The organism is Peribacillus sp. FSL H8-0477, from assembly GCF_038002765.1.
In the GTDB taxonomy this organism is placed as follows: Bacteria; Bacillota; Bacilli; order Bacillales; family DSM-1321; genus Peribacillus.
The window spans coordinates 1,294,112-1,307,047 of sequence record NZ_JBBODE010000001.1; the positions used below are offsets into that span (position 1 = coordinate 1,294,112).

11 protein-coding genes and 1 pseudogene are annotated in these 12,936 nt (G+C 39.6%); 2 read left to right on the forward strand and 10 right to left on the reverse strand.

Features of this window, described 5'->3' with window-relative positions; all coding sequences use genetic code 11:
* Positions 1-889: 889 nt before the first annotated feature.
* Together MHI18_RS06680 and MHI18_RS06685 are read right to left on the reverse strand one after the other, a co-directional pair.
* Positions 890-2,104, reverse strand: coding sequence for an acyltransferase family protein (locus tag MHI18_RS06680; protein ID WP_340846604.1), 1,215 nt, complete (start codon positions 2,102-2,104; stop codon positions 890-892).
* Between the two features lie 368 nt (positions 2,105-2,472).
* Positions 2,473-3,023: pseudogene (locus tag MHI18_RS06685) on the reverse strand (hypothetical protein).
* Positions 3,024-3,852: 829 nt separating this feature from the next.
* On the opposite strand from MHI18_RS06685, the gene nagZ reads away from it, so the two are divergent.
* Positions 3,853-5,106: a beta-N-acetylhexosaminidase gene (gene nagZ, locus MHI18_RS06690; protein ID WP_340846605.1), complete on the forward strand. Its 1,254-nt coding sequence runs from the start codon at positions 3,853-3,855 to the stop codon at positions 5,104-5,106.
* Positions 5,107-5,178: 72 nt separating this feature from the next.
* Here the strand turns inward: nagZ and MHI18_RS06695 are convergent, their stop codons facing one another.
* Both MHI18_RS06695 and manA read right to left on the reverse strand, forming a co-directional pair.
* Positions 5,179-6,642: a hypothetical protein gene (locus MHI18_RS06695; protein ID WP_340846606.1), complete on the reverse strand. Its 1,464-nt coding sequence runs from the start codon at positions 6,640-6,642 to the stop codon at positions 5,179-5,181.
* Between the two features lie 198 nt (positions 6,643-6,840).
* Positions 6,841-7,809, reverse strand: coding sequence for a mannose-6-phosphate isomerase, class I (manA, locus tag MHI18_RS06700; protein ID WP_340846607.1), 969 nt, complete (start codon positions 7,807-7,809; stop codon positions 6,841-6,843).
* Between the two features lie 310 nt (positions 7,810-8,119).
* Between manA and MHI18_RS06705 the strand changes: the two genes are divergently transcribed.
* A complete protein-coding gene (locus MHI18_RS06705; protein WP_340846608.1) occupies positions 8,120-8,797 on the forward strand; it encodes a hypothetical protein in 678 nt (225 codons plus the stop codon).
* A 4-nt stretch (positions 8,798-8,801) separates the two neighbouring features.
* On the opposite strand, the gene MHI18_RS22135 is transcribed toward MHI18_RS06705, so the two are convergent.
* The 6 genes from MHI18_RS22135 to MHI18_RS06730 all read right to left on the reverse strand — a co-directional run bounded on the left by MHI18_RS22135 (position 8,802) and on the right by MHI18_RS06730 (position 12,935).
* Complete coding sequence (locus MHI18_RS22135; RefSeq protein ID WP_445669958.1) at positions 8,802-9,035, reverse strand: Spo0E family sporulation regulatory protein-aspartic acid phosphatase; 234 nt, start codon at positions 9,033-9,035, stop codon at positions 8,802-8,804.
* 124 nt (positions 9,036-9,159) lie between these two features.
* Positions 9,160-9,684: an FmdE family protein gene (locus tag MHI18_RS06710; protein WP_340846609.1), complete on the reverse strand. Its 525-nt coding sequence runs from the start codon at positions 9,682-9,684 to the stop codon at positions 9,160-9,162.
* 12 nt (positions 9,685-9,696) lie between these two features.
* Complete coding sequence (locus MHI18_RS06715; RefSeq protein ID WP_340846610.1) at positions 9,697-10,491, reverse strand: S-layer homology domain-containing protein; 795 nt, start codon at positions 10,489-10,491, stop codon at positions 9,697-9,699.
* Positions 10,492-10,506: 15 nt separating this feature from the next.
* Positions 10,507-11,442, reverse strand: a complete 936-nt coding sequence (locus MHI18_RS06720; protein WP_340846611.1) for a hypothetical protein — start codon at positions 11,440-11,442, stop codon at positions 10,507-10,509.
* Entirely contained in the window at positions 11,435-12,298 is an 864-nt protein-coding gene (locus tag MHI18_RS06725) for a cell division protein FtsX (protein ID WP_340846612.1), read from the reverse strand. Before MHI18_RS06725 ends, MHI18_RS06720 begins: the two co-directional genes overlap by 8 nt.
* Positions 12,285-12,935, reverse strand: a complete 651-nt coding sequence (locus tag MHI18_RS06730) for a cell division ATP-binding protein FtsE (RefSeq protein ID WP_340846613.1) — start codon at positions 12,933-12,935, stop codon at positions 12,285-12,287. The genes MHI18_RS06725 and MHI18_RS06730 overlap by 14 nt, the downstream gene beginning before the upstream one ends.
* Position 12,936: the final 1 nt, after the last annotated feature.

The following is a 12,936-nucleotide window of genomic DNA, read 5'->3' on the forward strand; positions in this document are numbered from 1 at the left end:
TCTCACAGCCATTCCACCTCGACGAATTATGCATTATTTTATGCATGACTATTTTCGCGGTTCTAATTATCTAAATATACTGAAATATAGTATTATAATAATAGTAGCCTATTCATTCTCAGTTGGAATACTAAATGTGATTGCTGTGATTTCTTCCACAACAGTAACATATTGACATAATGTTTGGAAGGTATTTCATGTATTTCTTATATATTTCCATCTAAGGTAATAGAAGCTATTCAATAATAGTTTTTGTCCCTATTCAAGGGCTTATTTACCCACAGATAATCCTTGAAACTTGTTGAAAACAATCGAATCTTGCAAACCCTTTCAATTTTTTATACAATATATTTTATGAATATACATTCAGTTATTGTGTTAACTATTACCAACTATTGAATTAATGAGAAAAGCCTTCAAATAGAGGTTTATCCGTGTTTAAAAAAGGGTATAGGAATAATCCACTTCCCTATTCCCTTCTATTTCAAGCTTCATTTATACTTATTGCGCTGGTTGTTTGCAGAAGTTATTTCCTATCCGAACAGAATTTCCCTTTATCTCCTTTTCATTTTGTCAAATGACATTTGACTTATTTGTGAGTAGAGTAATAGTACCGAAACGCTTGGAAGTGATACCTGCGACCCGTAATACTGATACAAATGACGCTTGTTTCATTTATCTACAAAAACGTAGTGACCTTTCAACAAATAAAGTCCGCTATTTGATGGATTTTTCTCCCGATAAATTGGGAATTAATTGATGTATACCTATATTTATGTAGTTTCAAGTGGGTTAATACAACTAGACTCAATGAAGAATATTGGTAAAAAAAGATAAAAAATAGGGTGCCGAGAAATTCTCGGCACCCTATTTTGTCAAGGATTCTTACTTAGACAGATTGCTTAGGTGTGATAACTAGTTTCTGATCCTTTTTAGAAGTTAAGTAGTTACCTAGTTTCTGTGCTGGCTTTTCAATATATGTATGTGTAACGGCGGCAACAGCAATTGATAGAAATGGAACAATCACTAATACGTAATAGTAGGGAATAATTTTCCCCAAGGTGTACATTAATGTAATCAATACCACCATATGAGTTAAATACAAACTATATGAAACCTTGCCCAGCCACATAAACACCCGCTTGGTTAACAAGTCTTTTACCCGCTTCGAATCAATGGCAAATAAAAAGATGATTAAAACGCCTATAGATGCGATCCAATCACTGCCTGCTTTTATCGGCATCGACAATATTCCATGGTCATTCTGCAGCGAGCTGAACACTTCATCAATATTGAATAAAACTAAAGCTAGAAGGAATAGAAGAATCTTCATAAAAGCAGGTATCTTCGTAAATGCTGGAATCACCTTTTTATAATTTTTCGCGAATACGGCTCCTATGATAAAGAATGTTGTATAAAAGAAAGTATCTTTAAACGAATTGACGATATCCTGATACATTGAATTTTCGACGAAGGTATTTCCTGCCGCTAACCCTGCTGATAGAGACATCGTAATCGCAAACCCAAAAATAATGGCTTTTTTCCAACTTAATTTTAAAACGAGAAGCATTAAGAATGGAAAGAAAAAGGAAATCCGCATTTCATGAACAAGACTCCATGTTGGTCCGTCTACGTTTGTATTGTCATATCCAAGCATTAGAAGATAAGATATGACCGCTTCCCATGAAATCGGGTGAGCCCATCTTCTTTCACTAAAAGAAGGAATTAACCCACTGTGCCCTTTATAATCTGCAAAGATGACCATGAGCAATACGGCAATGGCCATAACCGAAATATACGGAATATAAATTCGGCAGAATCTCTTGATCATATACACGGGATAGTTGAATGGTTTGGCGTGTATAAAGGGAAACGCTAACACAAAGCCGCTTAAAATAAAGAACAATAGTACGGCTTCACTACCCGCCCAAATGGTATGTAGGATGGTATTCGTAAATGCAGTTACCCACTCATTATCATACGGCTCATTGTAATGCGCCGCATGAAACAAAGGTGTCATTAATAGACAATGATGAACTAAAACAATGAGTGCAGCAATTCCTCTCAATGAATCAAGAGAATGTATTCGATTACTTTGTTGCAAAAGCCTAGCCCCCCTACTGTAAGTTGAATTTATCTTACAGGAATCAGAAAGCTTTGAATACGAGTTTACCAATTTTCGCTCAAAACAGTTATATAGTAGTAACCCCTTAATAAAACTAACGGCTCCCTTATAAAAAGCCGTCAATAGCCTCTCGTTTTTCGAGAATTTATTGACCATTGATTTATAAAATTACGCTCCACCGGCACTTCTTTGAACCCTTGTTCCCTCTGTCTTAATCCCTCTTCAACTACGTATTCTGTACCCGACTAACCATTTTAGTGTAATAGTCTATATGAACTTGTCTGAGTTTAGACTTTTGACACACACATAGAAAACCGGACCTCCCAAAAATAAGAGTCCGGCTCGTTTCAGATTTCCTTGCTTTGTTCATTCCTTCTCGGCCAGATAAAGTAGCTGCTCGATATGACGAGATCGATTCCGAGTGCAAGTGTCCAAATTCTGAGTATATTCCATAGGGCCTCAGTACGCGAGGGTTCATTGATGAGGTATATGATACCAAGCAATAATCCAGCTCCGATCAGATAGGCAAAGACATGACTAATCCAACCCTTCATTTGATGCTTGCATATTGAATGCCATAGCGTTTGATCGGTTTCGGTCCCGTTTTCGTAATATAGTATTGAAACCTTTCGTCTGCCCAGGCAATCATGCTTTTCCCAAAGGCGATTGAACTTCCTATGTAGATCGCTGCAATGCCATGCACGGTTGTTGCGGTAGCACCTTTTGCTAAATCCAGACTTGTTGCAACCAATAAAATCAAATCAATCACTGGTGTGAGGGCTAATAATAAGAAACCAAGTTTTTCTTTCTTCCATATGTAACGAGACACAAGCCCAACTATAATCACGATCCAGAAAGCAATCTCACAAGCTGCAATCAACCATCCAATCCCCGTCATTCAACCACCCCTTTACTAGTAAATTATACCATTTATTTATTTAAATTAAATCAACTGACATTATTTTATTCAAACGCATATATTTACCTAGTAAATACTCTAAATTCAGCTTAAACTTCCTTAACATCGTGATAACTTCCCCTATCACAAACTTCACCCAACAATTTACCCACTAAAGAGAATCAATCCTTATGTCTAGAAATCAATGGGAAACTGCAGAAGATATCTCTAAAAAAGAGTACTAAAAAAGAATTTCTAATGAGTTAATGAACATAAGGATGACTCTTAGAATAAGAATCCTTTCTAGCTGTCGAGAACCCTCGGCAGCTTTTTTGACTGCGCATAGGGATGGGAGACACCTTGATACTTCAAACAGGCTCGTCTGAAGATGGTCGCCTAGATGGACTAGTCCGCATATCAACAACCCCGACTCAGAAGATGCCTTGCGCACAAGAAAATGCCTGAAGCGCACTGACTTTGCTAGTTTCGCACATAAAGGAGCTCCAAGCGCACATACATTCAACCGTTCCGCACACTTTTCCATACCTTGCCCACAAAAGGAATACGGAGACACTTAAAAGAAACACTCAGCGCAGCAATTTTTGCTGTATAAAAAGCCATTTCCTTAAAAGTCTCTGGATGGTCAACTCAGATTTAACTAATAACCCGTTCTTCTATGTTTTATCCTGATCAATTAGGGTAGCAACTTCATATGGTGTACAATCATTACATATTCTTAAAGGAATAGGAGGTATTATGGTGAAACCATCTGGCGGGCAGAAGTGTGTATGAAGGCTTGCCGTTACTCAGAAATGGTTTCCCGAACAGAATGAAGAAAAAACTACTATATATACTCATACCGCTTGCCTTACTCTTCGTTGTTGTCGCTATGGTCCTTTCCCAGCCGGAAGAACAAAGCAAAGAGAAGACGTCAGGGATAGACGAAGAAAAAGACTCAAAAACACCGGTAGAGGAAATAAACGCAGATGAGCAGATTGATGCCATGCTTGCTGACATGACTCTTGAAGAAAAAGTGGGACAGCTTATGGTCGTTGGCTTTGACGGGAGTAAAATCTCAAGCAACGCAGTGGATATGATTAAAAATAAACATATCGGCGGCATTATTTACTTCGACCGCAACATGAAATCACCTAAACAAGTAGCTGAATTGTCAAATTCCCTACAGCAGACTGCGGCCGAAAGTAAGAATCAACTTCCCCTAATGATTGCGGTTGATCAAGAAGGCGGAGATATTCTCCGAATGCGCTCACAAGTCTCGCCTATTCCTTCTCAGCAAAAACTTGGAAAGCTAGGGTCCGCAGAGACTGTTTATGAATCAGCCAAAATAAATGCAAAAGAGCTACGTGCAATGGGTGTTAATCTAAACTTTGCACCTGTGCTCGATTTATCGAGGACAGACAGCCGTTCATTTGGAACAGACCCGAAAAAGGCAGCAGAATATGGGAATAAGGTAATTGAAGGGTTTCAAAGCTCATCGGTTACAGGGGCGTTGAAGCATTTCCCTGGTCACGGCCGCAGTTCGGTAGATCCCCATCTCGATTCATCATCGGTAGAAGCCAACCAGCTTGATCTGGAGAATTCAGACATCTATCCATTCACCCAGCTCATAAAAGAAGTCGATAACCAGAACTTTTTTGTGATGGTTACTCACATTAACTATCCTGCCTATGATAAAGAAAAACCAGCAAGCCTTTCAAAGGTCATTATCCAGGACCTGCTTCGGAAAAAACTCGGTTACGAAGGAATCGTCGTCACTGATGATTTAGAAATGGGTGCGGTGACGAAACATTACACCTATAAGGAATTAGGAAGCGAAGCGATTCAAGCAGGTGCAGACCTCTTGCTCGTGTGTCACGAATACAAGCATCAACTCGAGGTCTACAACGGAATTATAGAAGACGTCCGTTCCGGTGAGATCCCCGTAGAACAAATTAATGAAGCGGCTAAACGGGTTATATCATATAAAATGAATACGATGCAGCATGAAAACGTCGATCCTAAGCAAGCTGAATCAATCGTTAAAAGCGAGGATAGTTTAACGTATTTACAAAATTTGAAATAAAGATAGACTGCCGAGTTGTTTACTCAGCAGTCTTTTTTTTGGGAACGTACTATAAAAACCAAAAAAAGAGCCCTATTTTTCAATAGGACTCTGTATTCTTGAAACGGCAAACCCGCACAAAATGGTTAATATCCCAGTATAGTTTAAGCCCAATGTTGCTTCCTGAAAAAAGGAGACCGTCATCATTGAGAATATCAGACCAGAGTATAAAATATAATCAAACGAGATTTTACTTGTACTATAGGCGAATGTTAAAAGGTATTTAATCAATCCAATAAAGAATACTAGATATAAGATAAATCCTGGGTAGCCTAGTTGATAAATGAGACTTCCCATAAAACTTTCAGCACCCATATGGGTTATATCCCAAGCGACTACCTCGTTCATCATTGCATAATACACGCCGCCGTTCCCCACTCCAAACCCAATGGGATGTAGATAGGAATCTAACAGGGGTAAAATAAATCCATCAAAGTGGACAATAATACTCGATTTTATACCAATTCCTTTAATTACAAAAAAGGCGACAAAGATAAAACTGACAAAGAACGTAATAAATTGTTTTGGTTTCAGCTTAAAGTTATATAGGCAGACAATCCAAAAAGTTAGTATGGCTAAGATAGCGAGCGCACCCTTACCTAAAGTTAAGCCGATACCGATTAGCAAAAAGAATCTGACACCTACCATCATCTTCGATTTAATAAATAAGGTACAACAAAATGCTGCTAATACAAAATAACTTAGATTGATCGCATCAAAGAAAAAGGAGTACATCCTGTAAATATACATTGGACCAACCGATGTCCTGAAATCCGGGAAATCCGTATAGGCCGTCCCTTTAGCCTGCATAATATAGCCGAGGTGAAACCATTCTTTCCATATGTGTGAGTTATTATCAATCAAAAGAAAAACAATTCCGAAAATAACGGATAAAATTCCTAAAAAGACAACCATTTTTATCACATTATATATTTTATCCACAGACTGTCTGAGTGAATAGTAGAGAAGCCTCCCCAGGAAATAACTCACAAAGAGAATGCCAAAGGACCGCATATAATACAGTTTTCCTTCCATATTCGCACTGGAGATAAGAAAACTTATGCCAAGCCACAACACAAGCAGAGGAAAGGTTTTTTCAAACTTAAGGAGATGTAAGCTTTTTTGATAGCGTATGTATAAGAGTGAAACGAAGATAATCGCGAATACCTCTTTGAAGATCATCAGCATCTTAATGTTAAAGCCGCTCTCTTGGTTCTCAAATATCCCCATGCCAATTCCGACTAATACATTTTGAAACGTTAATAAAAACACCAGATGGTACAACAGATAGATGGTGGCATCAAAACGTTCGATAAATAAAAAAGTCATTAAGAACGTATAGAGAATTAAAAAGGCAAAACTAATCGTGACATTATGTAAGTTAGTAATTAATGAATAAAAAAGAATATGTGGGACTAAAAGAGCAAATAAATACACGATAAATAATTTACTTCGTTTATGGATGGGCAGTACCGAATTTTCCAGTGAATATTGCATAAACCTACTCCTTTTCTTAACTAAATATAATTATTGTGGAAAAAATGGAGGAATGCAACATCTTTCGGTATCACATTGTGAAATCAGGAACAAAGGATTAGATGGTAGAATTTAAATAAGGATTATTAGCTATTTTCCTGATAATAGCTTGGGTAATTAGAAAAATGCCGATCCGAATGAATCACGGACCGGCTCATATTACATATAACTAGTAACCCATTCCATCTCGCCGTTAGCTGTGATGTCTTCCGTGTCGCGGGTGATGATGAAGTGGTCGCCTTTTTTAAGTGATGTTGTTTCACCATCGGCTGTGATCGTTCCTTTGCCTTCAATGACGGTGACCAGTTGGAAGCGGTCTTGAGTTGCTAGTTTGTAGTTTGTCCCTTTAATCGCATGGTGCGTAACAGTAAATTCAGGGATGGAGATGAGTTCTTGTGTTTCTCCACTTTCAACGGTTTGTTTCTGAAGTGCAAGCGGGTCGGTCAGGTCTGGTGCATTAGTTACGGCAATTGCTTTTTCTAAATGAAGCTCACGCAGGTTTCCAGCCGCATCTTTCCGGTCGTAATCATAGACCCGGTAGGTTGTATCAGACGATTGCTGCGTTTCTAGAATCGTGATACCCTTTCCAATGGCGTGAACGGTGCCGCTTTTCACGAAGATGAAATCGCCGCGTTTGACTGGCATTTTCCGGAGTAGTTTTTCCCATTGTCCTTGATAAATATAACCTGCCACTTCTTCCTTCGTATCCGCATAATGACCAAGAATGATTTCAGCGCCCGGTTCTGCATCAAGGATGTACCAGCATTCGGTTTTGCCGTACGGCTCGCCTTCTAATTGACCTGCTTGCTCATCATTTGGATGAACCTGAACCGAAAGGTCGTCTCTTGCATCAAGAATTTTAATTAATAACGGAAATTCATTGAGCTCATAGTCGCCAAATAATTGGCTGCGTTCTTGATTCCACAGCTCGGACAACTTTTTGCCATCGTATTCTCCGCCGACAATGACGCTTTCACCAGCAGGATGAGCCGAAATTCCCCAACATTCCCCGATAGGTCCCTTTGGAATGGTGTAGCCGAATTCGGTTTCAAGCTTGCGTCCTCCCCAAATACGTTCTTGGAAAACTGGTTTCAGATGTAAGATACTCATACTCTCCACGCTCCTCATATTCACTGCTTCCTTGGTTTTCATGCTCAAACTATGTAAATCGCCAGGCTAAGCGGATCGAGTGTTCCTCCATGTCGCTCGCTTTCATGTATAATACTACCATACTTTTTAATAAAGATACTCTGTCCGTTTCATGACTTATTCAACAATAAAAACCCCACTTATCACGCGCGGGGTATTAGTAGGTATTAAGCCAGACTTGTCGTGGTTCGTTTTATCCTACTTATTATGGGTTTTATGTATGAATCTATTGAATTACTATATTCGTATGGTAATTAATAGTATAATTACCAAAGGAGGCGGTTACTATATGAACTTACGTAATAAGTTGAGCATTGCTGGTTGTGTCGTGATACTCGCGGGTACAATTATTATTGGGAACCAAACATATCAGAATAGACAAGATGCCGTGATTAAAAAGTCTGCGAATGATCTGAATATGCGGGCGCTTACTGTTGCTGCAAAAGATGATTCTACGAGTGAAGATAAAAAGAGTGAAGATCCTGATTCATCCAAAGTGGATGCAAAGGGTGACGACGTAGAAAAGAGTACTGTTTCTACCAAAAAAGCTGAGTCTAGTAAAACGGAAGCTGCGCAAGATACAAGCAGCAGCACTGCATCTACCAATAGTAATCAGACCAAACAGGATACTAGTAGTTCACCTGCAGCTGCACCTAAACAGGCTGATTCTTCGGTAAGTACACCTGCAAAAGACAAACCATCGTCAAGTACACCGGTTAAGAAGGATGAGTCTACCGGCACTACTCCTCCAAAAGACAAGGACAACACAAGTGGTTTACATTTTTCTTCTAGAGAAGAAGCGATTCAATATGGAACAAGCAGGCTTTCAGCTGAGGAGCTAGCGATTTATAAAAAAGCTTCTGCAAAAGGAATGACTGCCGAACAAGAAGCGTTAGCATTCCAAGTTGCTTCATCCCGGTTTTCTTCTGAAGAAATACAAGCTTTAAAAGAAGCGCTCAATAAGTAATACTTTACTCCGCCCTTGTTGGCGGTTTTATTATATCTATCATAAGATTTTGCCTTTTAAGCTTATGATTGTTTAACGCAAGGGTTTGATAGATTAGGATAAAATGATCAAGCTGCCTGCTTAATTCAATTGTTTCTACGCAATTACACCCATTTTTATTAGCCTTTTTAATCATCTCTATTCGAGTACGTTCTATTAATTGAGTTAAAAAAAGCATTTTTTCACCGGACTTACCCATGGATTCACACCTCTCCTTTATTAGGTATATTTTACCATTGTTTAATACTGGAATATACAAGAAAATTGTGAACTTTTTTCAGCACATTAGAAGAAGGGCTGTGCTCAAGCACAGCCCTTTTTCTTTACTTCAGTTTGGTCACTTCTACCAATTCATCGATGGGCATTTGCAGCGCTCGGTTACCTAGTTCTTGCTTCAACTGTTCATTATGAATGTATTCTTCTGGCGTAAATGAATCTTCACGCCCTTTTTTTAGGTACTCATAAAAGACAGCAGGTAAGAAGTTTTCCTTTAAAATCACTTCAACTGCTTCCCCTGTTTCGCGTGTAAACACATAGGCATACGCAGTTGGGCGGTAAGGATCGTATTGAGCTTTTGGATAATCTGTATCGACTGTGTAGGTCCCTCTTGTTTTGGCGCGAGTAACAAACTCGAACGCATCGCGGAAACCAGGTCCGCCATGACCGGATAAGATGGAGAGATCTTTACGATTTGGTATTTCCGCTCCATATAAGGAGTCAAAGGCGGCTTGAATCACTCGGAATCCCACCCCTATTGCCATATAAGCAGCTGTTCCGTGGTACTTACGAATATCCTCAAAACTAATTTCTAATAAGTCTTCTCGATCATAAATTTTAATGGTATTCATCTAGTACATCTCCTACCTTTTTTGATTACTTTTCTTTCTTCTTAGGAAGAAGAAAATGAACAGTAGTACTATAACACTTATCCCTACTACAAATGGGTTCCAACCACCAGCTTCTTCTGCTTTATCTGAGGTTGGTTTTATAAGTTCGCTCTCTATTTTTAAAAAGTGCAAAGCATTTTTTTCACTCGGTCCTGCCCAAGACTTGGTTAGCGACATTCCTTGCCATACGAGTGGATCGACCGATTCCGCTGCTACATATGGATGTTCACCAAGCTCGTACACGTTTCCATCAATCGTCAGTTCATAGGTCTCTTCTACTTGCTGAACTTTTTCTATTACACCAGTTGGCCCCGAAGCAAATCCCGACCGTTCAGCAAGGGTGTGACCGCCGATATCACGTTCCAAATTGGCTGCAATAAACTGGGCAAATTCTTCGCGTGTCATCGTTCCTTCCGGGTTTTCGACAGATAGTGCATTCTCGAAGAACGCCTGATTGACATCGGCATAGGTTGCCTCGCCTTTTGTAGAAGATAGATACCCCTTTTCGAGTGCTAATTTACCTTCAAAACCAAAGAACCCTCCAACAAACTCCCCGAGTTTCTCTCTTGTTAGTGGATCTTGCGGGCGAAAGGTCTGATTACCTGATTCAGCAGACAGCATTCCTAAAGCACTGATTAGGAGAATATCCTCTGCTGCTTCGGTATAGTGAATATCTTCAAAAACACTTTGACTGTTCATCACATGAGCCGATACATTTGTCGTAATCAATAAAAGAAATGAACAAATGCAGATCGCTTTTTTCCACATACTCCGTCTATCTCCTTACTTTGACTGGATTCGCAGCCCGCCATCTATTTGTTGAATATAAGGGGTAGTCATTCCGTCTAGATGTGTTAATGCATCATACGGAATCGTAAACGGAATTAATTCTTCCACTAATTCTTCCGGTAAGCGGAACCCATTATAAAAACCAGATTCTAATACTAGTTTTGCACTTTTCCCATTCTCATTCTGTAATACTTGACCGAGTAAGATAACGTGGCCGTCTTTCCGTTCATATACCACATACACATGATCGCTGCGGAAGAAATAACGCACATCACTGCCTTCATTAAAATGAGATTCACTCACTGCTCCTTTAACGGTCCACTTTTCTATGGAATTCTTAACTCGTTCGTTGTCTGCTTCAAGGGCTGCAATGAGGGGGTATTCAATCTCTGACGTCCAGTCAATATCCAAATAATTAGCCACTTGTTCTAAGTCTAGTCCTGCATTTTCACTTAAAAAAACAGCTCTTGCTCCGACATTTTTTTCAATCATTTGGAGTAGATCATGATGTCCCTCTAATGATGTCTTTGAGGACTCAACTTGCTTAAACTCCAAGTAGAGCGTATTTAATTCTTCCATATATGTTTGGATCCTTTTTTCCATTATCCATTGACTGCCCATTACATCAACGATCTCTTGACCATCTCGTACTAAAGCTAACCACGTATCAAGCCCTACGTCTGAGTAAAACTGTAGTCTTTCCGCCGCGATCTGTTGATGTTCTTCAAAGTTCTCTTCTAGTTCATCTACCTTGGGTGTTAACTCAGCGATTTCTTGCTCGGTAGCATTCATTTCTTCTTTTAACTGTTCAATCGTCGACTCATCGTACACAACTGTCAGAAAGTCAGCAAACGCACCCGTCAAATGTGCATATACCGGTGTCGCAAGAACGAGGCATAGCGCTAACATCAGCCCTGCTTTTTTATACATGCTTGATCAACTTCCTTGTGGATAAGTAGCTGGCACATACCCCAATCCCAACACCACAGACTAATTGGCATCCTCCTACAAGTAAGAATGTTGGTACATCCATTTTATTTAAGAAAGGAATCTCTTGAAAAACAAAATAAAACAGAACAAACGTCATTAAAATAGATAGTAAACTTCCTAAAAATCCAATCATGAAGCCTTCTACTAAAAATTGAAACCGAACGAATTTAGGGTTAGCGCCAATTAATAATTTCACACGAATTTCTTTTTCTCGCTGATATAATGCTAAGTGAAAAGCGATGTAGATCATCATAAACGCTATGGCAAAAAAGAAAAGTGACCCAAGTAACCCGAACCATTCTATATTTTTCAGAACACTTGCTAAGTATTCGGCCATTTGCTGCGGATAGACAACTTTCTCAATCCCTTTCATGGCACTTAACTGTTCGGCCATTTGCGGCATTAGCTGTACATCTTTCACCTGGAATTTCACGGCGTCTTGCATGGCACCATTCGTAAAGGAATCTAGTAAATAGTCTTTCCCCGCAAAAAATAAACCAAGTCGTTCAAGGAGTACTTCACCTGGCTCGATTTCTACTTTTTCAATAAAGCTGTTTTTCTCTAGTACTTGCGCAACATCCTCTGCCGCATATCCCTCTTCTATATACACTTTCATAGATAGTTGAGATTCCACATACGCAATACTATCTTGCATAGCGATACGGGCAAGCAGTAAGGAGCCAATCAGGAGCATCGCTGCAAAAATCAGTGCGATGGATGCAAGCGTTGCGCCTTTATTACGATACATCCCTTGTTTGACATCTTGCCACATATACCGCATATTATTGGCGTTCATATACGTTCCCCTTATCCAGCACCCATGACTTCGCTGAAAATGATTGCACTAATTGTTCCGAATGAGTAATAACGAGCATCGCTACTCCCTCCTCCTGCTGCAATTCCCGCAATAACCGTAGTACTTCACTTGCTGTCTCTGGATCCAAATTCCCGGTTGGCTCATCTGCTAAGATCAGCTTTGGTTTATTAAGTAGAGCCCGCACAATAGCGACACGCTGCTGTTGTCCTCCAGATAAGACAGTTGGCCGCACATTCGCTTTTTTCTCTAGCCCAACTCGTTTAAGTAAACGCAGTGCTTCTGCTTCGATTTCCTTGGCCTCTCTACCGATTACTTGACCAGCAAGCATGACATTTTCCAGTACTGTTTTTCGCTCAAGTAAGTCAAACGATTGGAAAATAACGCCCATTTTCCTACGCAATTCATATTTCGGATAGGTTTCAATCAGCACTCCATCGATCAGTATACTGCCCGTATCTCTCTCTATTTCCCGATAAAGCAGTTTTACTAAGGTACTTTTTCCAGAGCCTGAGCGCCCTTGGAGAAACGCAAATTCTCCAGGAGCTACATGTAGGTTCACATCACATAAAACAGACTCTTGCTCAAAACGTTTTGAAACATTTTCAAGATGTATCAAC